The organism is Caballeronia sp. BCC1704 (assembly GCF_902833455.1).
GTDB lineage: Bacteria > Pseudomonadota > Gammaproteobacteria > Burkholderiales > Burkholderiaceae > Caballeronia.
In genome coordinates this window covers 51,282-70,968 of record NZ_CADFFT010000002.1, presented here as the reverse complement: position 1 = coordinate 70,968, position 19,687 = coordinate 51,282, and the positions used below count along the sequence as shown (strand labels likewise).

Sequence of the window (19,687 nt, the reverse complement as noted above, 5' to 3'; positions counted from 1 at the left end):
TCGTTGCACCGTTGGCTACTACGCAACGCTCGCCGCGATCTCCAGATAGTGCGAAAGAGGCGGCGTGACGCGGCTTGCGTCCTTCGCGGCGTCGTCCCAGCGTCGTAGGGTCATCGCGTCTTGCGCGTAACGCTTCGCTAGGAAAGCGCGCGCTTCGTCCGCATCGAACACGCCGCCTTGCAATTGCAGGCTGCGCACGGAATCCGCCGACAGCCGCGCGTGATACGCAGAATCCATCGCGCACAGGCAGCGTTTGGCATCCACATGAAGGCGAATCGGTTCGAGCACTGCGTCGGGAAACACGGGCCGCAGAAACGGCAGCGCGTAGTACTGGTGCAGATCGTCGATACCGCGCTCGGTGGGCGTCTCGCCCTGCACGTTCAGCAGATGCCCGAGATCATGCAGCAGCGCTGCGACGATCAATTCACGACTCGCGCCCGCTTCTTCCGCGAGCCAGGCCGTCTGCAGCGCGTGCTGCAATTGGGTGACGGGTTCGCCGCTGTAGGCCATCGAACCGTGCGCATCGAAGAGATGCCGGATATCGTCGAAAGAAAGCGCCATCGTGAATAAGTCGCCTCGGCGTATGCTAGATGGAACAAAGCCCGGCATTAGCCACGCGCAATATGACGCGCTCATGGCGCAGCGAGTCAGTCATGCCGTTTCTTTTCCACCGACGCCCGGAACTCGCAGGTCTGGACCGTCGCGCGCGAAGCGACGTGCGACGCCTGGCGTGGCACTTCGCGCAGCGTCACTGGACGCTGCATGCGCCAGCCTTTGCATGGATCGTCTTCGTCGCGCTGCATACGCGCTTCGGCCTCGTGCCCGACCCGCGCGCGTATCTGCTCGTGACGCTCGGGCTGTTCGCGGCCGCGGTGGTCGTGATTCGGCTGCATATCGCGCATTATCTGCGTGCGGCGCGCGCCATCTACGATGCCTTGGGACCGGCAAGCCTCGACTCCATAATCCGCACGCGCCGATAGGCAAGCCACGGAAAGTCCCCATTTTTAGCGTGTTACGATGCCTCGCGTCCCTTCTCAACGACCGCACATGGCAACGTTATACGAAACGCTAGGCGTCGATGAACACGCCACCGAAGACGAGATCAAGCGTGCCTATCGCAAGGCCGCGATGCGCTGCCACCCGGATCGCAACGCCGGTCAGGAAGAGGAGGCGCGGGCCCGCTTTCAGGAAGTGAAGGAAGCGTACGCGATCCTGTCCGAGCCCGCGCAACGCGAGGTGTACGACCGAACCTTCGCCGAAGAAATCGAACGCTGGGAAGCGCGCATGCGCGAAGAGGAAGCGGAGCGTGAGGCGCTCTACGCGAAGCGCGTAGCGCTTGCCATGCGCTTTGCATCGCAGGGGCATAACCGCGATGTCGTGTTCGGCGTATTGCTTGGGCACGACTGCGATGAACCCACTGCGCGTCATATTGCGGAAAGCGTCGTCGCGTTGCACGAGTCACGTCAAGAACCCGCGACGAGCGAAGCGAAAGAAGAGCAGTCCGCAGAGCCTGCACCCGAGAAACCGAAAGCCGACGAGCCGCATGCAGCGAACCCGTTGGGGGCGATGTGGTTTCAGTTCTTCAACAATCTGCGCTTCTAGGCCGCGAGTCGTTCGGTGCGCATGTTCTCTTTGCGCGGCGCGGCGGGATAGACGCACCATTGCCCGTCGTCGTGACGGAAAAAGAACAGCGCCTTCGACGCTGCGCCTTGCATCGTTTCCACGCACACGAAACGCCGATGATCGGCGCGCGTGCGGCTGAACTGTTTGACATGGACCGGCACGCTTGCCGGCGCGAGCCATTTCTCGACGAGATAACGAAGCGATCGTTCGTTCGCGCATTTCATCTGAAGTCTCCTGCATGCGGCGTTCATGGCGGTATATCGGCCGAAAGCATTCGACGCTTGAGCGGTCCCATTAAAGACGCCTGCCGCAACGCACCACACTCATGACAAAGCACTTGAACTGTACGCCCGAAAACGCCGTGCACGCGCAGGTTGGCGTAATAGCAACAGGGAAGCGCAGTACCGGTCGAGAGCGCTTTTATTAAAGCGGGCGCGCGAAGCTGAGTTCGTGGCCGTCAGGATCGGTCAGATGAAAGTAGCGCTCGTTCCACGGCGCGTCGCGCGGTGCGAACTGGGGCTCGATACCGAGTGCCTTCACTTTGCGGTAAAAGGCATCGACATCCGATACGTAGAAGATGATGCGGCCCCACCACGATATGGGGCCGTGCGTTTCGCTCGTGATGTTGAGGTAAGAGTCGCCGAGCGCGAACGATGTGAACGCCTCGTTCGCGCCGCCGTGCACGATGCGAAAACCCAGCGCCTGATAAAAGCCTACGGCCCGCGCCATGTCGTGCGTGGCGAGCGTGACCGCGCTGAGACTGACGATACGAGCATCGTCGATGGGTGTCGTCATGTAGCTCAAGAATGGTGGTGATGCGAGACGATAGACAGCACGGACCAGTCGGGATGCGTGCCATCGACGATGCTCTTGCCGATGTGCCGCGCATCGTCTAAAGCGTCTGCGGCGGTCTTGTATGCGTCGTCGCCATCGGAGTGAAAGTGAACGGCTTCTCCGGGCACGTCCGCGTTCGCGCCATGCAGGCAAACATGGCCGATGAAGGCGTACCGTTGCGCCGGTTCGGACCCGGGCTTTAGCTGCGGAAGCACGTGGATATCGAAGCCCTCGTATTCGAAGACATGCCATTGAGTAGAGAGGTCGACGGTCATGATCGTCTCCTGTTTCGCCATGCCGGCAATGTGACCTTACTCCTCTCAACGTGAGTAATCCATTGGCGAATGCATCGATAAAGCAGTGGCGGCCCGCGTGCACGCACCCGCGCCGCCGCTGAACGTCGATCGCATTGGCTTCAAACGATATAAGGACCGCCAACCCGTCCTTCGAAGATGGCGATATTCATCTGCCAGTCGTCGATGGCCGCGGTCGAACGGCCGTCGACAGTCGCGAGAACGGACCGTCCTCCGGCGATCTGCTGCATCTGTTGCCGCGATAGAGCGGCTTCGTTGGGGCGCGTGTTCGTGTCGAGCGTGAGGTCGGTAATGACGAGAACGGGCTTCATGGCGTTTCTCCTGGCAGCGTGGCGTGGGTGGATCGCATAGGCGGCGAGCACATCGAATGCTCGCGCGAAATTCTGCAAAGCCTATGCCAATGCGACGCTCAAGCTCGCGTCGGCCCGCGGGCTATGGCCCTCGACGCTAGAAGGCCGCGATCAGCCGATGCAAGGCGCACAGGAATGTTGGACAGAAGCCGACAGACCGGCGCATGCTGTTGGCTCGCGCGTCACCACGCAACGATCGAGACCAAGACCATGACATCCGTCGTCCGTATGCTGGCGTTACTCGTTCTATGTGGTCTGCCATTGAGTGGACAGGCGCAAGCTCAGCGAGCCCAACAATCCATCGCGCTGCTAGATTGCACATTGATCGACGACAACGCCGCCTATAACGATGCGGACACGAACCAAATACAGACCGCGCGCCTCGCGATGGTCAGCAACGCACTGCGCGAGCAACTGCGAGAGAAGACGCCCTTACATGTGACGGACAACGCGAAGGCGAGCGAACTCATTGCAGCGCTCGAGCGCGCGCAGGACATGAGTGCCTGTAACGGCTGCGAGCTTCGCGTGGCGCGCGAACTGGGTGTATCGCGCGTCGGCGTGTGTTGGGTGCAGAAGATCAGCAACCTCATCCTCAATATCAACTTGCGCGTGGAGGACGTCGATAGCGGCGCGACGCTCTTCCAGCGTTCGGTCGATATGCGCGGCAACACGGACCAGTCGTGGCAGCGCGGCGCAAAGGCGCTCGTCGATCTGCTGACGACCGAAGCCTCCGTCATGCGTTAGGCTGCGGTCGCATGCACTATCCGCATTTCGGGAATTTCTCCCGTGTTGCAGCGTTGCCTGCGCGCGGGATCCTGCGCTAAGTTGGCTGTGGGGCCGGCGTTTAATACGCCCTTAAAACGGTACCAAGAACGTTCAGCCGGAGACGATCATGCATGTGAGCTTCAACGCGACGCGCCTTTCACTATCGTCGCTGTTAGCGCCTGCGCTGCTGCTTTGCGCAAGTCACGCACACGCGGCAGCGCCGCTGGCCTATGTGACGAGCGAAAGCAGCGGCGTCGGCGTGATCGATCTCGACGGCCTGTCGCTTACGAAGACCATCGACGTGGGCAAGGACGGTCCGCGTGGCCTGAGTCTCAACAGCGACGGCACGCGCCTCTACGTCGCGAACAAGTCCACGGGCGATCTGTCCGAGATCGATACGGCATCCGGCAACGTGCTGCGCCGCGCGAAGATCGGCAAGAATCCGGAGTTCGTGCGCGTGCACGGCGGCGCGGCTTATGTCACGTATGAGCCGGGCGAATCGGGCGCGCCGGGGAAACCCGGAGAGCAGCAGAAAGATGACGATGACGCGCATTCGCCGCCCGCGGAAATCGCCATTGTCGATCTGAAGACGATGAAAGTCAGGCGTTCGGTCAAGAGCGGCCATGAGACGGAAGGCGTCGAGTTCTCGCGCGACGGCAAGCTCATACTCGTGACGAACGAGGGCGACGATACGGTATCGGTCTATCGCGCCGGCACCGGCCAGCCCGTGCGCACGGTCAATCTGCCCAAAGGTTCGCGTCCGCGCGGCATCAAGGCATCGCCTGATGGCAAGGCTTATGTCGTTACGCTGGAGAACGCCAACAAGTTCATGGTGCTCGCGGGTAACGAGCTCAAGCCGGCGAAGACCGTCGATACGAAAGCCGGGCCCTATGGCGTGTCGTTCGATCCATCGGGCAAGCGTCTTTTCGTTGCGGCATCTCGCGACAAGACGCTGCAAGTCTTCGATGCTTCCACATACGCGCACGTGAGCGACGCGCCGATTGGGCAGCGTTGCTGGCACTTCAGCTTCACGCCGGACGGCTCGAAGATGCTGCTTGCATGCGGCCGTTCGAACGCGGTGTATGTGCTCGACGCTTCGAACTACGCGACCGTCAAGCAGATAAACGATGTACCGCTCGCATGGGGCATCGTGACGTATCCGCAGAGCGCCGGCTCCATCACCGGACGTTGAGTTCGAGCGCACGGCCGTTTCGTTTTGTGCCGCGCATCATTGCGCATTACACGTCGCGTCTCGCGGCGGGCGACTGCTAGTATCAGTTAGGCTCGCCGGCGAGGACAATCATGTGTACATTAGCCGAGGCGTTTGACACCATCAGCGATACACCCACGCGCAAGCGCGTGCTCATCGCGTCTCAGGGTGGCACGGGCAATTGCCGCTGGCTGCCTGCGTCCATAGGCAAACACGGCGAGTTGCACTTCGACGTGTGTGAAGAAGAAGGCGTCGAGATCGACGACGAAGCCGCCGATGCAGTGCGCCTCTTCGATGCCGGCTCGCTCTCTTCCTGCGCATTGGTCGTGCATCTCGGCGCGCTCGGCGTCGGCGCGCTGGTGATGGGACCAGAATCGCCGAGCGACGCCATGCGCATGCTCGAACAATTGAAAGCGCATGCGCTAAGCCGCTTCGTGGAGAACTATCTGGCGGAGCTACGGCAGCGGCGGCCGGCCAAGGTCTATCCATTCAAGCCGCGCTGATGCGGGAGATTCTCCCGTTCATCGAAAGAAGCGCTCAAACGTGCGATGCCTACTGCGCCGCCCCTCGCAGGCGTGCGTAGAATGTTTCGCGTGATGCCATCCGAGTCCTTCTCCTCGCCTGCGAAAGCGCCTTCCACTCGCACGCCGCGCTCGACGGTCGTGCGCGATCTCGTCTGCGTGCTCGCTGTGACCTTCGCCGCGGGCGCCCTGTTCGCGATGTTCGACTTCAGCGAGTTCACATATCGCTGGACACGCAGCGCGGAGCGCTTCCAGCTCGACGAAATGCCCGCGACGCTTGTCGTGCTGGCGCTCGGCCTTGCGTGGTTCGCGTGGCGCCGTTATCGGGAAGCACAACGCGAAGCGCAGCGGCGTCGGACGTTGGAAGAGGAAGCCGAGCAACTGCTCGCGCAGAATCGCCGCCTCGCCAATCAGGCCATGTCCGCGCAGGAGAACGAGCGTCGTCATCTTGCACGCGAATTGCACGATGAACTCGGTCAATACCTGAACGCCATGTCGCTCGATGCAGCGCGCATTCGCGACCTTTCTGCGGGCCGCGAAGAGGAGATTCATCGGCTCTCTCTCGCGTTGATGCAAAGCGCGACGCATGTGTATCGCGAGATCGGCGGAATGATACGCAAGCTACGACCCATCGGGCTCGACGAATTCGGCTTGCCGACCGCGCTCGAACATTGCATCGAAGGCTGGCGCGAACGCTTGCCGCAGGCGGTGTTTTCGCTGACGGTGGAAGGGGACTTCGATCACCTGAGCGATGCGCTCAATATCACCTTGTATCGGCTGGTGCAGGAAGGGCTCACGAATATATCCAAGTTCGCCCGCGATTCGCGTGTCGAGATCTATCTCGTGCGCACGCCGCAAGATGCGAACTCGGGCGCGGATGAAATCGTCGTCACGATGGCCGATGACGGTCCCGGCATCGACCTCGCGATTCCCCGCAAGGGCCTGGGACTGGTCGGCATGCGCGAGCGTGTCGAGGCGCTCGGCGGCGAGTTCCATCTTGCAAGCAGCCCCGGCGAAGGCTTGCTCTTTTGCGCCCGCGTGCCCGCTCAAGCGGGACTGCCGTTGCCGAGCGAGCCGAACGGCGCATCGGCTGCGCCGGTGAAATCGGAGAAATGAAGACCGAGGCGGCTCGCGATTTGCGCAAGCTGCACGCCATTGTCCGCGCCGAACTTCTGGCGTATGACCGACTGATGATTCGCCACGGTCTTCTGGCTCAAACCGAGTTTCTCCGCGATGCTCGGCAACGTATAACCCTGCACCAGCAGACGCAAGACCTCGAACTCACGGGCCGATAACTGCCGTCCCGGCGGGCCTTCACGAATCGTTTCGCGCAAGGCGAGCGCCTGCGATATGTCGGGACTCAGATAGCCGATGCGACGCGCCACGGAGCGCACGGCTTCGACGAGCACGTCCGGCGCGCTGGCTTTCGTCACATAGCCGCGCGCGCCGGCATCGAGTGCGCGGCGTACGAAGATCGCTTCTTCATGCACGCTGAATATGAGCACGCGCGCCTGCGGCTCGCGTGCGAGCATGCGCCGCATCGCCTCTATGCCGCTTGCGCCCGGCAATGCGAGGTCCATCACGACGACGTCCGGCTGCAACGCGCAGAACTTTTGGTAAGCCTGCGCCGCGTCCGCTGCTTCGCCCGCGACGCTCACGTGGGGGCTCAGTTCAAGCAGACGCTTGTAGCCCTCACGCACGACTGCGTGATCGTCCACCAGCAGCACGGAGATGTCGGCGGTCACGTTCTTATGCTCCGTTGTCCGAATCATTTTCACGGTTTGCCGATGCCGCCGCCATGCGCCGCGAGTTGGCATCGTTGCGAAAGACGATGGGCTGCTCCGCCGGTTCCTGTCTGACCGATGCCGCGCGCACCACTTCGATGACGCGTTCATGATGCGGGGACTTGTCGCATACCGGGTCCGCGTTCGCCGGATCTTGCGTGAGCAGGTACGCCTGACAGCGGCAGCCGCCGAGGTCGATGGCTTTCTCGTCGCAGCTGCGGCACGGCTCCTTCATCCAGCCGAAGCCGCGGAAGCGGTTGAACGCATCGCTCTCATACCAGATGTCTTTGAGCGGCGTCTGCGTCACGTTGGGGAAGGTGAGGCCTGGCAAAGAGCGCGCCGTATGACACGGCAACGCGGCGCCATCCGGCGCGATGCCGAGAAACACGGAGCCCCATCCGTTCATGCAACGCTTCGGCCGACGCTCGTAGTAATCCGGCACGACGAAGAAAATCTTGCACTTGTCGCCTATCTCGCGCCGGTAACGCTCGACCACCGCTTCGGCTTCCTGCAACTGCTCCGCGGTCGGCATGAGTTGCGCGCGGTTCGCGTGCGCCCAGCCGTAGTACTGCGTGTTCGCGAGTTCGAGATACTCGGCGTCCATCGCGAGGGCCATGTCGATGATGCGGCCGATATGCGGCAGGTTATAGCGGTGCAAGACGCAATTGAGCACCATCGGGAAGCCGTGCGCCTTGATGAGATTGGCGACGCGCTTCTTCAGGTCGAAGGTCTTCGTGCTGGAGAGAAAGTCGTTCAACTCTTGCGTCGAGTCCTGAAACGAGAGTTGAATATGATCGAGTCCCGCGTCCTTCAGCGCAGTCAGACGTTTGTCCGTGAGCCCGATGCCCGACGTGATGAGATTCGTATAGAAGCCGAGTTTGCGCGCTTCTGCGACGAGCGTTTCCAGATCGTCTCGAAGCAGCGGCTCGCCGCCGGAAAAGCCGAGTTGCGCCGCGCCGAGCGCGCGCGCCTGCCGCAATGTGTCGAGCCATTGCTCGGTGTTCAACTCATGCGTGTGTTCCGCGTAGTTCACGGGGTTGTAGCAGAACACGCAATGCAGCGGACAGCGGTACGTCAGTTCGGCGAGCAGCCAGAGCGGCGGCGGTATGACCGCGCCTTCGTGTTCGGGCTTCGCAATGGGTTCGGAAAGATCGGTCATGCTCGTGCCTCTGGGTGTGCCCCTGCGTGTGCCTCGTTACTCCAGCCAGCCGCGCGAACGCGCGCCGGCGATGAACGCCCGCACGTCGTCGCCGAGGCCGCTGGCGTTAAACGCCTGTTCCAAATCCGCGACGAGCGCGGGAATGTCGCGCGTGCCGTCACAGCGCAAAAGAATCTGCGCGGCGCTTTGATTGAGTTTCACCATGCCTTCGGGATAAAGCAGGACGTGCGCATCCTGCGCGGGCTCCCATTGCAGGCGAAAGAGACGCTTGAGCTTCGGATGCAGTGAGTCATCCGGTGCTTCGACGGCTTCCTGAACACGCTGCGTCGGGTTCATATCGCTCATGACGGAAAGGCCTTTTCGATGGAATCCAGCATGGTCCAGAGAATATCCAGCTTGAATTGCAGAATATCGAGCGCGCGTTGTTGTTGCTCGCGTGTCGTGAAGTGAGCGAGCGTCACTTCGAGACCATGTTCGACATCGCGCTGCGCGAGCGACACACGCGAGCGAAAATAAGCGAGACCATCGGCTTCGATCCACTTGTAATGCTCGGGCCATGTTGCGAGGCGATCCTTGTGAATCTGCGGCGCGAACATTTCCGTCAACGACGAGCACACCGATTCCTGCCACGGCGCGCGCCGCGCGAAATTCACGTAGGCGTCGACGGCGAAGCGCACGCCGGGCGTGACGAGCCGAAGCGACCACAGATCGTCGCGCGATAGACCCACTGCATCGCCCAGTCGCGCCCACGCTTCGATGCCGCCCGGCTGATCTTCGTAGCCGTCGTGATCGAGAATGCGCAGCACCCAGCGGCGGCGCGTCTCGCGGTCCGGGCAGTTGGACATGACCGCCGCGTCCTTCAGCGGAATGTTGATCTGATAGTAGAAGCGGTTAGCGACCCAGCCGCGAATCTGTTCGGGCGAACATCCACCGCTATTCATCTTCACGTTGAACGGGTGATGGATGTGGTACGCCGTGCCTTTCGCGCGCAGTTGTTCCTCGAACTGTTCGCGCGTCCACGCTGGCTCCGCGGTCTTCACTGCGGTGAAGTGCGGGCCGGTCGTGGGGTTGAGCATCGGCGTGAACGGGTGGTCAGACATTCATCGTTCTCCAGGGATTCTTCATAGCTCGAAGCTCATGCCGTCGTGCGCCACTTCGATGCCATGCTCCGACAGCATGCGGCGTTCGGGACCATCTTCGATGAGAATCGGGTTCGTGTTGTTGATATGGATGAGCACTTTGCGGATTCCCGCGCGCTCGATCGAATCGAGCACCTCGATCATGCCGCCTGCGCCGCTTTGAGCAAGATGACCCATGTCGGCGCCGGTCTTCTTCGTGAGGCCCAAACGAATCATTTCGTCGTCGGTCCATACCGTGCCGTCGATCAGCAAGAGGTCGGCCCCGCGCATCGCCTCGAGCACGTGCGGTTCGATCGCGCCGAGCCCCGGCGCATAGAACGCCCGCTTGCCCGTTGCGCTGTTCGTGAACACGAGGCCGATGTTGTCGCCCACTTCGGGCGCTTCGCGGTGCGGCGAGTAAGGCGGCGCCTTGCTCGAAAGCGGTAGTGCTTCGATCTGCACGCGTGGCAATTCCGGCACGCTCAACGCGGCGCCGTCCAGCGCAATGCGCCGATGCTCGACGCCGCAGTAATGCGACAGAATCGACGTGACTGGAAAGCCCGTCGAGAGGTCTTGCCACACGGCGTCGGTCGCATAGAGCGGCAAGGGCGTGCCGCGTTCGCGCAACATCAGAAGACCGGTGACGTGATCGATCTGCGCGTCCATGACGATAACCGCTGCGATGCCCGTATCGCGCACGCGACGCGCGGGCTGCAACTCGGGATTCGCCGCGATCTGCGCGAGTACGTCCGGCGAAGCATTGACGAGCAGCCAGTCCTCGCCGTTATCGCTGACGGCAATGGAAGACTGCGTGCGCGCCCGCGCCGCTATCGTGCCGCGACGCACGCCGTCGCAATTGCGGCAGTTGCAGTTCCATTGCGGGAATCCGCCGCCTGCCGACGAGCCCAGCACACGAATCTTCATAAGCCAGCCTCGCTGACCTGCATCACGGCGCTCATGGCCACATTCTCCTTAACAGTCCGTCCTTGTCGATCAATTGATGTTTCATCGCGCCCAGAAAATGCAGCACGATCAGCGCGGCCATGATCCACGCCAGATAAACGTGAATGCCGAAGAACAGTTCCCGCATGCCCTTGTCGTCCCATCCCCATTGCGGCAACGGCACGCCCCAGAAGCGCGTGCCGTACTTGTTGAACGACGAGCCGAGGTAACCGGTGAGCGGCATCGCGATCATGCCAACGTATAAAAGACCCTGCGTGGTGCTCGCGGCGGCGCGTTGCCACGCTCCCATCGGCGGCAGAGGCGGGCGGCCATAGGCCAGGCGTACCAGGATGCGGATCAGCACCAGCAGGAAAACCGTCATGCCGAGCGACTTGTGGAAGTTGATGAGCGTCGACTTGAACGCGAGCCCGCGCGGCAGGCCGACCATGTAGAAGCCGATGCACAACATCGCGATAATGGCGGCCGCGATGATCCAGTGCAGCGCAACGAGAGGACGCGCGAAGCGATCGTTCGCCGCGACCGCCTTGCCGTGCGCCGCAGCGGAGATTCGTGCAGCGGTCATGGCGCGCCTCCTTCGTCAAAGGGCAATCATCCGCGGGATAGAAGTCCATTGTTCTCGTCTGTTCACGAATTGGCGATCAGCAATTCCCCCCGTCCGTCCACGGCGAGATCGCCCGCATAGCGCGTCGGCATCATGCTGTCGGCGAGCGTCGCAAAGAGCGGCATCTCGCGCGCCAGCGTGCGGGTCAGCAGCCGCCAGAAGACGTCGAAGCCACGGCCGCCTTCGACGAAAGTCGGTTCGATGCGTCGCGGTGCCTTCAATAGTACGACCGTGCCGCGTCGCATGCCATAACCGAGATGCGCGCCTGTTTCGCCCGCGATGCAAACGGTCCCCGCTACGAGCCGCGATGCCGCGAAATCGCCCGCATTGCCGCCGATCAACACGGTGCCGCGCCGCATGCGGTCTGCAAGACGCGCGCCTGCATCGCCGTGGACGATCAATACGCCGCCGCGCATGCCTTCCATGTCGCCCGGCAGCGCGCCCGCTGCGAAATCGCCGACACTTCCGCCCACTATCACGCGGCCGCCTTGCATTTCGCATGCGGTGAAGCGGCCCGCATTGCCGTCGATATGCAACTCGCCGCCGCTCATGCCGATGCCCGCGTAGTCGCCTGCTTCGCCGTGCACGAAAAGCGAACCGGCATCGAGCGACGCCCCGATGCGGTCGAGCCAGGCAACATCGCCTTCGATTCGAAGCGTTGGCGCTTCGCTCTGCGTTCTGCTGATGTCGAACAGATCGGCTATCGCGCACTGTTCGCCGTGCCCTTGCAATATGAATCCCGCGACTTCGCTATCTTCCAAGCGACCGAGTGCGCAAGGAAGTAACTTCGACGCATCGACGCGAAAGCCTGGCGCACTTTTTACACGAAGTGTGATGGCGCTCATGCATGGCTCCCATCGATGCCGGCTGCGAGTTCGTGCAGCTTGAAGTGATACGGCCCGAGCTTGCCGCCGTAATTGCCCGCCGATATGCGCAGCATGCCGCCCGCTCGCCCGATGGCAGTCGCGGCCGCGATGCCGGCAGTCATCGCGGCGCGCACATCCGCATCGGTCAGACCGTCGATCACGATCTCGAGCACGCACGCGACCTCGGGCGTGAGCTCGCTCTTCCTCGACAAGCCGACGAGCGTGGGGCAGAAGGCATCGTTCGTGGAGGCGGTCGCGCCCGTGTATTTCGAACCGATCTTGGAGCCGGAGCGCACGACGCCGCCCGGAAACGGCGTGACGATGTTCGGCAGCGCGTGCATGGCGGCAACGGCGGCTTCGGCGGCGTGCAATGCGCTGTCGAGATCGCGCGCGAGGAACAGCAGATTGCCGCCGCCCACGGCCTTCACGGTAGCCGTAAATTCCTCGCAGACGAATTCGCCGTCCATCACGGGCACGCGCCAGTAGCGCGTCGCGCCGAGCACTTTTGATATCTGAAAGCCGTCGCCGAAGAAGCGCAGTCCCGCGCCGAGCGGTGCGTTGTCGGAGAGCGGCGCGCGGCTCGTTGCCGGATCGATGCCGCCATAGACTGCCGTGGTCGGGCACGTGAGCACGCATTGCCCGACGCGCCGCGCGACCTGCTTCGCCAGTTCTTTCGACGACACGGCGAAGATCAGCACCGATATACCCGGCCTGCCATCGGGCGTCTCATCGGCGGCGAGATCGCGTTCTATGCCCGCTTCGCATCCGCAATCGATCACGGATGTCGCAAAGCCCGTCAGCGAATTGGCGGCGTGACGCGCCCATGTCGGCGTATGCGCGGTAATGACGAGGCGCGTCGCCTTCATCGGGAACGCTTCGGCGAAGGTGTCGTCGATCTCCGTGTCGTTGATGCGCATGGCGGTCATGGTTGTGCGTTCCCGCGCGTGGCGAAGCACGCAACCGGCAACAGCCGGCCGCCGTTGCAGCATGCGCAGATTTCGTCGTCGCTGATGGCTGCATTCTCGAAGCGCGCCGTAAGGTTGGCTTCGGTGAAAGCGCGTACGCGCGCTTCGATGGAACGGTCGTAGTCCGGCTGCACGTAGTGGATGCCCCCTGTCGGCGTCATGAGAAGCGTGCCATCGCGTGCGATCAATTCGCCATCCTTAAAAACGTATGCGGGCGACGTGAACATGCGCTCGCGGTCCGCATCCTCGCGATATACGGCAATGTCCGCTGCCGCGCCGACTCCGAGATGCCCGCGATCCACAAGCCCGAGCAAGCGCGCGGGTCCGGCGCGCGTGATGATCGCGATGTCGTAGAGCGAGAACTCGCGAGTGAGTTCGCCGAGCGCGGTCGCGGTCTTCGCATCGGCGTGCAGCTTGTCGAGTTGCTCGTCGCGAAAGGACTTGTCCATTAGAAGCCGAATGAGATGCGGGTAACTCGTGAACGGACCGCCGTTCGGATGATCGGTCGTCATCGATACGCGCCACGGATCGTCCACGAGCAGGAAGAGTTCCAACCCGATGATCCATTGCAGCGCGTTCACGAAGCTCTGCTCGCGATACCGGAAGGGCAGCACGCCGCAGCCGCCATCGCATTCGATATCACCGAGTATCCATTTACGCGGTCTAGCGAGCGGCGCGTTGCGGAACTGCATCATCGTGTCGCCGGAAGCGGTGACGGTCTGACCGAAGATGATCTGTCCGACATCGATGGTCACGTTGGGACGCGCGTTGACCGCCTCGGCAATGGCGCGCGCGCCGGACGAGAACTTGCGCGGACCTTCGGTGCCGTAGCTGTGGAACTGGATATGCGTGAGATGCACGGGCAGGCCTTCTGCCGCATCCATTGTCGCGATGGTCGAGTCGACGTTGCCGGGCACTCCGAGATTACTCGCGTGCACATGCAACGGATGCGGCACGCGCAAGTCGGTGAGCGCGCGAGTGAGTGTCTTCAGCACGTCGCGCGGCGTGATGCCGTAATGCACGTGTGCTTCGTCGAGATCCAGCGAACGCTGATTGAACTTGAAAGCGGATATGCCGCCGGGGTTCACTACCTTGACGCCGAGCGCCTTGCTCGCGTTGATGGTCCAGCCGACGTAATCGCGCATGCGTTCGTAGTCTTCGCGCGCCGCGAGCATCTGCAGGAACAATTCGTCATTGCCCATCATCACATAAGCGCCGTGATCGATGATCGGCGTATCGCCCATTTCGAGGTGAGTATGACGCGCGTTCGAGGCGATCATCGCGGGTTCGAATGCAGCCGTATAGCCCATTTCCGCGTAACGATACCCGGTGGCGAGCGTGCCCGGCGCGCAGGTGCCGCAGGAAGGCAGACGCATGTAGCGGCCTTCGTCGGGCCTGTTCGGCACGGCACGGGGATCGTCGCGATGGTCCTCCGGCAAGAGCAGTCGCGAGAGATTGGTCTTGCCGCCGCCGATATGCGAGTGCAGATCGATACCGCCCGCCATGACCACCATGCCGCTCGCATCTAAGTCAAGTTCAGGCGGAATGTCGTGACTGTTCAGACCATCCACGATACGGCCGTCGCGGATCGTGATGTCGCGCTGTTCGCCGTTGATCCCGTTCGTCGGATCATAGACGGTGCCGCCTCTCAGTCGCGCCGTGCTCACTATGTCCTCCTTGTGTGTATCGATTGCGCGAGTTCACTCGCGATGGCGGCCACGGTGGGCAATGCCGTACCGCGCGCAGGCACGAGCGGCGCGACCACCGATGTATCCATGCGAAAGAGATGTCCGCTGCTATCGACGCCGGGTGTCGCAACGGGAATGAACACGGTGGGCGCGCTGCGTTCGACGAGCGCGGTGGCGGGATGCGCGAGGATGATGGCGGGAATATCGTCGGCGAGCGCATCGGTCATCGGCTCGGGACCGAAGCTCGATACCCATAACAGCGCGTCGGCTTCGCGCCTATGCAACAGCGTGTGCGTGCGATAGCGATATGGATCGTGATCGAGCGGCAGTCCGGCGGTGACACGCGTTCTGAGCGGAAAGCCGGAGAGCCAGGTCACCGTCTGATTGACCGACAGCGCGCCGTCGTCCCCGGTCAATGCAAGGACGCCTGCGCGCGTGGTGCGATTGAGCGTCTTCACGATTCGGTGTATCGCTTCTATCGCGAGCGCCGCGTGCGGATGTGGCAATGCGGCGGGATCATAGACGAACGCGGTGTAGTGCGCCGTGTGGATGCGGTCGGTCAACGCCTGCAAATTGCGGGCCGTTTCTGCGTCTGCGAACGCATCGGGCTTGCGATCTTCGACGAGCGCGGACCAGAGGGCGAGCGTATCGAAGGGATCGACATCGCGCAGCAATGTCTCGCCGTGCGGGGCGGCCGTATCGACATCGCATCCGACGAAGACGATCTTCTTCTCGCGCTGCGCGGTTTGCAGCCGCTCATAGAAGCGCGGATAACGGCGCGAGGGTTCGCACGCGAACACGATGATGAGATCGGCGCGCGAACGCACTTCCGATAGCGTGGTGAAGAGCGCGCCCCGGTCTTGCATCGCGAGCGTGGCCGCGGCGAGCGAATCGCCGTGCATGTGATCGAGGATGGCGCCGCTGTGAGCCGCGAGTTCGTAGAGCGCGCGTGCGCCGGCGACGTCGGTGGCGAGGCCGCCGAAGAGCGGGCGGTGGGCTTTCGTCAGGATGTCTGCGGCGCGCGCAATTGCTGTTGGTACGTCGGTTTGAGTTGCGTTGACCTTTGGCTGTGCGTTTGCCGTTCCGGCGTTGATGCTCGCGAGTGAGTTCGCTAGCCGCGGACATGAAGTGTTCGTTGCGCTCAGGCGCGCGTCGGCCGTGACGTCCAGCGCGATGTCGTCGCATAAGAGCGGGCAGAATGGACACGTCCAGAGGGGTTTTGCTGGCGCTGGGTTGGGCATGGTGCGCGGGTCTTTGCAAGGTCTATGCCGAGGGTCTTTTCTTGCTCTCGCGTTTTCGTTTGTCGTTGAAATTGTTTTCGTGTCGGTCTATTAGCGTTGCCCCCTCCCCGGGGCGGGGGTCACTTTCTTTGCTGCTGCAAAGAAAGTAACCAAAGAAAGCAGCTTTTGTGGGCCCGCAGAAAGAATAGTGTGGTCACTCCGCAAAAAAACATTGGCCCTCAGTTTGAGACAGCCTTGAATCACCTTCCACGCCCGCTGAGCGCCACGTCCTCCGAGCCCCTTGGCTCGTTAACACCGAACGCTTGCAACGGTATGGGTGCTTCTCATACGTTGATCTCAGTGCTGGCAGGTCCGCGCCTCAACGGACTTATGCGCGGCACATACGTGATTCGAAGCGAGAAGCGCTGACCGGGGGTGTGGTGTTGACGAGCCAAGGGGCTCGCATGACGTTAATGTTCAGCGGGCGTGGAAGGTGATTCAAGGCTGCCAACCAGCTGAGTGCCAATGACTTTCTGCGGAGTGACCACCCTGTTGTTGCTGCGGGCTAAAAAAAGCTGCTTTCTTTGGTTACTTTCTTTGCATGGGACCAGAGTACGGCGCTAAAGCGCCTACTCTGGTCGACAGCCAAGAAAGTGACCCCCGCCCCGGGGAGGGGCAACGCTAATAGACCGAGGCGGAATCAAGTTCCACGAAAAAACTGACGCAGAAGCAAGACATATGAAACATACTGTCACGCCCGAGCGGCAGCTCATGGACCACAACACCGAACCAATGCCATTGGCACAAATATTGAGTCCCGGAGAAGCGAACGCCAAACTAAACCGTCCGATCATGAATCGCAGAAGCAACGAGCCACCCGTGCGCGCCGCGCAACCCGACCTGCGTGAGGTCGTCGCGATCCCGCACCCCTCCAGCGCCGATCAAAGAGCGCTCACCGGCCAAAGCCCGCACGGCATCGAACGTATCGAAGTCCGGTCCGGCCTTGGCACCGACATGATCCAGTGTCATCACGATCACGCGCGAAGGCCACCACGCGCTATCGCCGTTGAGCGCACCGAGCGCGCGCCCGCCGCGAAAGTCGAGCGAGAGAATCGGTTCATACCCGGCGGCGCTCGCTTCGGCAATCGCGCCTGCGTCGAGCAAGGTCTCCGTGCCGAACACCGGCACGAGCGTCGCAGCCGCAGCGCATGGCTTCAAGTTCACAATGCGCTCGAACAACACGCGCATCGACGAGAAATCGCGAAAGCCCGCATCGAGCCAGATAGCGACGCCATCGCCGAGCGTCTCCCGCAGCGCCGCCAGCGTGTCGATATGCGCGCCGCGCCCGAGAATCGCGCCGAGATCGGCCACGTATAGCGTGCGAGCGCCGGTCGCGGCCAGCAACGCACGGGCGACCTCCAGAGGTTCGCTCGTCGCGCACAACGAAGACTGAATCGGCCGGTAGCGCGAACGCTCGCCGCGCACTGCGCGCACCGCGTGGCCGTCGAGCAGATCGAGAACGGGTATCACCTGCATGGATGGCTTCCCCTTGACCAGAATATTCGTGTTCGAGTATCTCACCGGCGGCGGCATCGAACCGGATGTCGCGAGCGCAAGCACGCTCGCGGATCTCAGCGCGCTCATCGTCGAAGGACGCGTCATGCGCGACGCCATCGCTGCCGACTTGCGCGCGCTCGAAGGCGTCGATGTCACCGTCGCCACGTCGCGCTTCGAACTGATGAGCAAGGATCACGCGCATGCGCGCCCGCTGCCCGGCGAGTCGATCACGCGCTTCGTCTCACGCATCGCGCGCGAGCACGACTATGCCATCATCATCGCGCCGGAATGCGACGGCCTGTTGTTGCAGTTGCACGATGCCGTCGGCGCCGCGCGCTGGCTCGGCTGCGCGAAAGAAGCCATACGCACGGCGTCGAGCAAGAGCGCGACAGCGGCATGCCTCGCCGCACACGACATCCCCGTGACGCCCGCGCTCGAACCCGAGCAAGCGGTCGCCGCACAGGGACGCCGCTGGGTCGTGAAGCCGGATGACGGCGCGGGCGGCCTCGATACGTATGTCTACGATCGACTCGACGCAGCCCGCGAAGAACACGAAGCGCGCGCTGCGGCAGGACGCAATCCCGTTCTGCAAGAATGGGTCGATGGCGAACCGCTCAGTCTTTCGCTTCTGTGCGACGACGCGGCCGCGCGGCTCTTGTCGATCAACCATCAACGTATCGCGCTGTCCGAAGCGGCGCAGTCGAAGCGCCGCGAATGCGTCGTACAGTTCGACGGCGTCGATGTGAATACCGTTGCGCGCAACGGCGAGCGAGGGCGCGTGCTCGAAAGACTCGCGCAGCGCGTGGCTCATGCGCTTCCCGGCTTGCGCGGGTTCGCGGGCATCGACCTCGTATGGCACCCGCGACGCGGACCGGTGGTTATCGAAATCAATCCGCGCCTGACGATGGCCTATGCGGAACTCAGCAAGACGCGCAACATCGCGGCCGAATTGTTGGCGGCGCATGGTGTACCGGGCTTCGAACAACGTGAGCCATCGTTGCGCGCATGCGGAGCGTCGTCATGACGACGCGTGCGGGCGGCGCGCCGGTCTTCGGCTGGGACGTGGGCGGCGCGCATGTGAAGGTGTGCATGGCCACGGCGGGCGCGCCGGTCGATGTCGCGCAATGGGCGTGTCCGTTGTGGCAAGGCATCGCGCATCTGGAGCGAACGGTCGATAGCGTGTTCGAACGCTGGCCGCAAGCCGCCGACGCCACCGCGCGCCACGCGGTCACCATGACCGGCGAAATGGTCGATCTCTTTGCGGACCGCGCAGAAGGCGTGCGCACGCTGACCCGCATGCTCGCGCAACGGCTCGGGCCGCGCACGCTCTTCTACGGCGGAAAGGCGAACTGGCTCGCGCGTTCCGCGTGCCGCGAGGGCTGGCGCAAGATCGCATCGGCGAACTGGCTTGCCACTGCGGAATACGTCGCGACGCGCCTGCCTCATGCCTTGCTCGTCGATATCGGCAGCACGACCACGGACATCATTCCGATCGCCGCGGGCCACGTCGCCGCACGCGGCATGAACGATGCACAGCGTCTCATGAGCGGCGAGCTCGTGTATCAAGGCGTCGTTCGCACGCCGTTGTGCGGCGTCGCGCATCGCATCGCATTCAGGGGCGAAACCACGGGCGTGATGAACGAGTGGTTCGCGACGACAGCGGACGTGTATCGTCTGACCGGCGAGTTGTGGGCCGAGCACGACCAGCATCCGAGCGCGGACAACGGCCCGAAGACGGAAGCCGCGAGCCGTGCCCGTATCGCACGAATGATCGGACGTGACGCGTGCGATGCGAGCCCCGATGAATGGCGGCGATTCGCGCTTGCATGGCGGCGCGAACAGTTGCGCGTGCTCGAAGCGAATCTGGCTCGCGTGAGCGCGCAACACGAGTCGTTGGCACGGGCGCCTATCGTCGGCGCGGGATGCGGGCGCTTCCTGGCCGCCGCGCTGGCGCAACAGGAGGCGCGCAGCTATGTGGACTTCGCGCGGCTCGCGGGAGTCGCGTCTGACGATGCGGAGCGCAACGAATGGACTTCGACGTGCGCGCCGAGCGTGGCGGTCGCGCTGCTGGCTTCGTCGCCGGTCACGGGTTCGGATGCCAACGATGCGAACGGTGCGAACGAGGCGGTCAATCTCGAACGAGGATAAC

24 protein-coding genes are annotated in these 19,687 nt (G+C 62.8%); 8 read left to right on the top strand and 16 right to left on the bottom strand.

Translation table 11 applies throughout. The features are described 5' to 3' along the window. Window positions 1-18: 18 nt before the first annotated feature. The gene (locus tag HWX53_RS10170; RefSeq protein ID WP_175940738.1) at window positions 19-561 is read right to left on the bottom strand and encodes a phosphonate degradation HD-domain oxygenase; all 543 of its coding nucleotides are present in this window, start codon (window positions 559-561) and stop codon (window positions 19-21) included. Window positions 562-653: 92 nt separating this feature from the next. On the opposite strand from HWX53_RS10170, the gene HWX53_RS10165 reads away from it, so the two are divergent. Further along, window positions 654-980, top strand: coding sequence for a hypothetical protein (locus tag HWX53_RS10165; protein ID WP_244140065.1), 327 nt, complete (start codon window positions 654-656; stop codon window positions 978-980). A 67-nt stretch (window positions 981-1,047) separates the two neighbouring features. After that, window positions 1,048-1,602 (top strand): J domain-containing protein, encoded by a 555-nt coding sequence (locus HWX53_RS10160; protein WP_175940736.1) that lies wholly within the window; start codon window positions 1,048-1,050, stop codon window positions 1,600-1,602. Here HWX53_RS10160 and HWX53_RS10155 read toward each other — a convergent pair. The 4 genes from HWX53_RS10155 to HWX53_RS10140 all read right to left on the bottom strand — a co-directional run bounded on the left by HWX53_RS10155 (window position 1,599) and on the right by HWX53_RS10140 (window position 3,082). Continuing rightward, the gene (locus HWX53_RS10155; RefSeq protein WP_175940735.1) at window positions 1,599-1,847 is read right to left on the bottom strand and encodes a hypothetical protein; all 249 of its coding nucleotides are present in this window, start codon (window positions 1,845-1,847) and stop codon (window positions 1,599-1,601) included. The two genes, HWX53_RS10160 and HWX53_RS10155, sit on opposite strands and share 4 nt — an antisense overlap. A gap of 199 nt (window positions 1,848-2,046) precedes the next feature. Then, on the bottom strand, window positions 2,047-2,418 hold the full coding sequence (locus tag HWX53_RS10150; RefSeq protein ID WP_175940734.1) for a VOC family protein: 372 nt from the start codon (window positions 2,416-2,418) through the stop codon (window positions 2,047-2,049). A 5-nt stretch (window positions 2,419-2,423) separates the two neighbouring features. Continuing rightward, window positions 2,424-2,732 carry a hypothetical protein gene (locus HWX53_RS10145; protein ID WP_175940733.1) on the bottom strand — a complete coding sequence of 103 codons (309 nt, stop codon included), beginning with the start codon at window positions 2,730-2,732 and terminating at the stop codon, window positions 2,424-2,426. A 140-nt stretch (window positions 2,733-2,872) separates the two neighbouring features. Beyond that, a complete protein-coding gene (locus HWX53_RS10140; RefSeq protein ID WP_175940732.1) occupies window positions 2,873-3,082 on the bottom strand; it encodes a hypothetical protein in 210 nt (69 codons plus the stop codon). A gap of 267 nt (window positions 3,083-3,349) precedes the next feature. Here HWX53_RS10140 and HWX53_RS10135 point away from each other — a divergent pair, with 267 nt between their 5' ends. The 4 genes from HWX53_RS10135 to HWX53_RS10120 all read left to right on the top strand — a co-directional run bounded on the left by HWX53_RS10135 (window position 3,350) and on the right by HWX53_RS10120 (window position 6,733). Beyond that, window positions 3,350-3,865 carry a DUF3280 domain-containing protein gene (locus HWX53_RS10135; RefSeq protein ID WP_244140128.1) on the top strand — a complete coding sequence of 172 codons (516 nt, stop codon included), beginning with the start codon at window positions 3,350-3,352 and terminating at the stop codon, window positions 3,863-3,865. Between the two features lie 148 nt (window positions 3,866-4,013). Further along, window positions 4,014-5,078: a beta-propeller fold lactonase family protein gene (locus HWX53_RS10130; protein ID WP_175940730.1), complete on the top strand. Its 1,065-nt coding sequence runs from the start codon at window positions 4,014-4,016 to the stop codon at window positions 5,076-5,078. A gap of 110 nt (window positions 5,079-5,188) precedes the next feature. Beyond that, window positions 5,189-5,599: a hypothetical protein gene (locus HWX53_RS10125; RefSeq protein WP_175940729.1), complete on the top strand. Its 411-nt coding sequence runs from the start codon at window positions 5,189-5,191 to the stop codon at window positions 5,597-5,599. A 93-nt stretch (window positions 5,600-5,692) separates the two neighbouring features. Beyond that, window positions 5,693-6,733, top strand: coding sequence for an ATP-binding protein (locus HWX53_RS10120; RefSeq protein ID WP_175940728.1), 1,041 nt, complete (start codon window positions 5,693-5,695; stop codon window positions 6,731-6,733). Here HWX53_RS10120 and HWX53_RS10115 read toward each other — a convergent pair. The 11 genes from HWX53_RS10115 to HWX53_RS10065 form a co-directional block, all read right to left on the bottom strand. After that, window positions 6,664-7,389, bottom strand: coding sequence for a response regulator transcription factor (locus HWX53_RS10115; RefSeq protein ID WP_175940727.1), 726 nt, complete (start codon window positions 7,387-7,389; stop codon window positions 6,664-6,666). The genes HWX53_RS10120 and HWX53_RS10115 overlap by 70 nt on opposite strands. Beyond that, complete coding sequence (gene pqqE, locus HWX53_RS10110) at window positions 7,367-8,560, bottom strand: pyrroloquinoline quinone biosynthesis protein PqqE (RefSeq protein WP_175940726.1); 1,194 nt, start codon at window positions 8,558-8,560, stop codon at window positions 7,367-7,369. The genes HWX53_RS10115 and pqqE overlap by 23 nt, the downstream gene beginning before the upstream one ends. Before the next feature lie 36 nt (window positions 8,561-8,596). Further along, window positions 8,597-8,896: a pyrroloquinoline quinone biosynthesis peptide chaperone PqqD gene (gene pqqD, locus HWX53_RS10105; protein WP_241270018.1), complete on the bottom strand. Its 300-nt coding sequence runs from the start codon at window positions 8,894-8,896 to the stop codon at window positions 8,597-8,599. A gap of 5 nt (window positions 8,897-8,901) precedes the next feature. Next, window positions 8,902-9,636 carry a pyrroloquinoline-quinone synthase PqqC gene (gene pqqC / locus HWX53_RS10100; RefSeq protein ID WP_175942307.1) on the bottom strand — a complete coding sequence of 245 codons (735 nt, stop codon included), beginning with the start codon at window positions 9,634-9,636 and terminating at the stop codon, window positions 8,902-8,904. A 45-nt stretch (window positions 9,637-9,681) separates the two neighbouring features. Next, window positions 9,682-10,602, bottom strand: a complete 921-nt coding sequence (gene pqqB / locus HWX53_RS10095; RefSeq protein ID WP_175940725.1) for a pyrroloquinoline quinone biosynthesis protein PqqB — start codon at window positions 10,600-10,602, stop codon at window positions 9,682-9,684. Between the two features lie 31 nt (window positions 10,603-10,633). After that, the gene (locus tag HWX53_RS10090; protein ID WP_175940724.1) at window positions 10,634-11,203 is read right to left on the bottom strand and encodes a cytochrome b; all 570 of its coding nucleotides are present in this window, start codon (window positions 11,201-11,203) and stop codon (window positions 10,634-10,636) included. 62 nt (window positions 11,204-11,265) lie between these two features. Continuing rightward, entirely contained in the window at window positions 11,266-12,087 is an 822-nt protein-coding gene (locus tag HWX53_RS10085) for a formylmethanofuran dehydrogenase subunit C (RefSeq protein WP_175940723.1), read from the bottom strand. Further along, window positions 12,084-13,025 (bottom strand): formylmethanofuran--tetrahydromethanopterin N-formyltransferase, encoded by a 942-nt coding sequence (gene fhcD, locus HWX53_RS10080; protein ID WP_175942305.1) that lies wholly within the window; start codon window positions 13,023-13,025, stop codon window positions 12,084-12,086. Before fhcD ends, HWX53_RS10085 begins: the two co-directional genes overlap by 4 nt. 5 nt (window positions 13,026-13,030) lie before the next feature. Then, window positions 13,031-14,740, bottom strand: a complete 1,710-nt coding sequence (locus HWX53_RS10075; RefSeq protein ID WP_175940722.1) for a formylmethanofuran dehydrogenase subunit A — start codon at window positions 14,738-14,740, stop codon at window positions 13,031-13,033. Then, on the bottom strand, window positions 14,740-16,002 hold the full coding sequence (locus HWX53_RS10070; RefSeq protein WP_175940721.1) for a formylmethanofuran dehydrogenase: 1,263 nt from the start codon (window positions 16,000-16,002) through the stop codon (window positions 14,740-14,742). Before HWX53_RS10070 ends, HWX53_RS10075 begins: the two co-directional genes overlap by 1 nt. Window positions 16,003-16,818: 816 nt before the next feature. Then, window positions 16,819-17,517, bottom strand: coding sequence for a HisA/HisF-related TIM barrel protein (locus HWX53_RS10065; protein ID WP_175940720.1), 699 nt, complete (start codon window positions 17,515-17,517; stop codon window positions 16,819-16,821). A 13-nt stretch (window positions 17,518-17,530) separates the two neighbouring features. Between HWX53_RS10065 and HWX53_RS10060 the strand changes: the two genes are divergently transcribed. Next, entirely contained in the window at window positions 17,531-18,562 is a 1,032-nt protein-coding gene (locus HWX53_RS10060) for an ATP-grasp domain-containing protein (protein WP_175940719.1), read from the top strand. Next, a complete protein-coding gene (locus HWX53_RS10055) occupies window positions 18,559-19,686 on the top strand; it encodes a hydantoinase/oxoprolinase family protein (RefSeq protein WP_175940718.1) in 1,128 nt (375 codons plus the stop codon). The genes HWX53_RS10060 and HWX53_RS10055 overlap by 4 nt, the downstream gene beginning before the upstream one ends. Window position 19,687 lies beyond the last annotated feature (1 nt).

Coding starts and splice junctions, on each gene's coding strand:
- HWX53_RS10120 (WP_175940728.1), top strand. CDS start 5,693: ATGCCATCCGAGTCCTTCTCCTCGCCTGCGAAAGCGCCTTCCACTCGC.
- HWX53_RS10135 (WP_244140128.1), top strand. CDS start 3,350: ATGCTGGCGTTACTCGTTCTATGTGGTCTGCCATTGAGTGGACAGGCG.
- HWX53_RS10070 (WP_175940721.1), bottom strand. CDS start 16,002: ATGCCCAACCCAGCGCCAGCAAAACCCCTCTGGACGTGTCCATTCTGC.
- HWX53_RS10160 (WP_175940736.1), top strand. CDS start 1,048: ATGGCAACGTTATACGAAACGCTAGGCGTCGATGAACACGCCACCGAA.
- HWX53_RS10165 (WP_244140065.1), top strand. CDS start 654: ATGCCGTTTCTTTTCCACCGACGCCCGGAACTCGCAGGTCTGGACCGT.
- pqqD (WP_241270018.1), bottom strand. CDS start 8,896: ATGAACCCGACGCAGCGTGTTCAGGAAGCCGTCGAAGCACCGGATGAC.
- HWX53_RS10155 (WP_175940735.1), bottom strand. CDS start 1,847: ATGAAATGCGCGAACGAACGATCGCTTCGTTATCTCGTCGAGAAATGG.
- HWX53_RS10090 (WP_175940724.1), bottom strand. CDS start 11,203: ATGACCGCTGCACGAATCTCCGCTGCGGCGCACGGCAAGGCGGTCGCG.
- pqqC (WP_175942307.1), bottom strand. CDS start 9,636: ATGCTCAACCCCACGACCGGCCCGCACTTCACCGCAGTGAAGACCGCG.
- HWX53_RS10130 (WP_175940730.1), top strand. CDS start 4,014: ATGCATGTGAGCTTCAACGCGACGCGCCTTTCACTATCGTCGCTGTTA.
- HWX53_RS10085 (WP_175940723.1), bottom strand. CDS start 12,087: ATGAGCGCCATCACACTTCGTGTAAAAAGTGCGCCAGGCTTTCGCGTC.
- pqqE (WP_175940726.1), bottom strand. CDS start 8,560: ATGACCGATCTTTCCGAACCCATTGCGAAGCCCGAACACGAAGGCGCG.
- HWX53_RS10140 (WP_175940732.1), bottom strand. CDS start 3,082: ATGAAGCCCGTTCTCGTCATTACCGACCTCACGCTCGACACGAACACG.
- HWX53_RS10125 (WP_175940729.1), top strand. CDS start 5,189: ATGTGTACATTAGCCGAGGCGTTTGACACCATCAGCGATACACCCACG.
- HWX53_RS10170 (WP_175940738.1), bottom strand. CDS start 561: ATGGCGCTTTCTTTCGACGATATCCGGCATCTCTTCGATGCGCACGGT.
- pqqB (WP_175940725.1), bottom strand. CDS start 10,602: ATGAAGATTCGTGTGCTGGGCTCGTCGGCAGGCGGCGGATTCCCGCAA.
- HWX53_RS10145 (WP_175940733.1), bottom strand. CDS start 2,732: ATGACCGTCGACCTCTCTACTCAATGGCATGTCTTCGAATACGAGGGC.
- fhcD (WP_175942305.1), bottom strand. CDS start 13,025: ATGCGCATCAACGACACGGAGATCGACGACACCTTCGCCGAAGCGTTC.
- HWX53_RS10055 (WP_175940718.1), top strand. CDS start 18,559: ATGACGACGCGTGCGGGCGGCGCGCCGGTCTTCGGCTGGGACGTGGGC.
- HWX53_RS10065 (WP_175940720.1), bottom strand. CDS start 17,517: ATGCAGGTGATACCCGTTCTCGATCTGCTCGACGGCCACGCGGTGCGC.
- HWX53_RS10150 (WP_175940734.1), bottom strand. CDS start 2,418: ATGACGACACCCATCGACGATGCTCGTATCGTCAGTCTCAGCGCGGTC.
- HWX53_RS10115 (WP_175940727.1), bottom strand. CDS start 7,389: ATGATTCGGACAACGGAGCATAAGAACGTGACCGCCGACATCTCCGTG.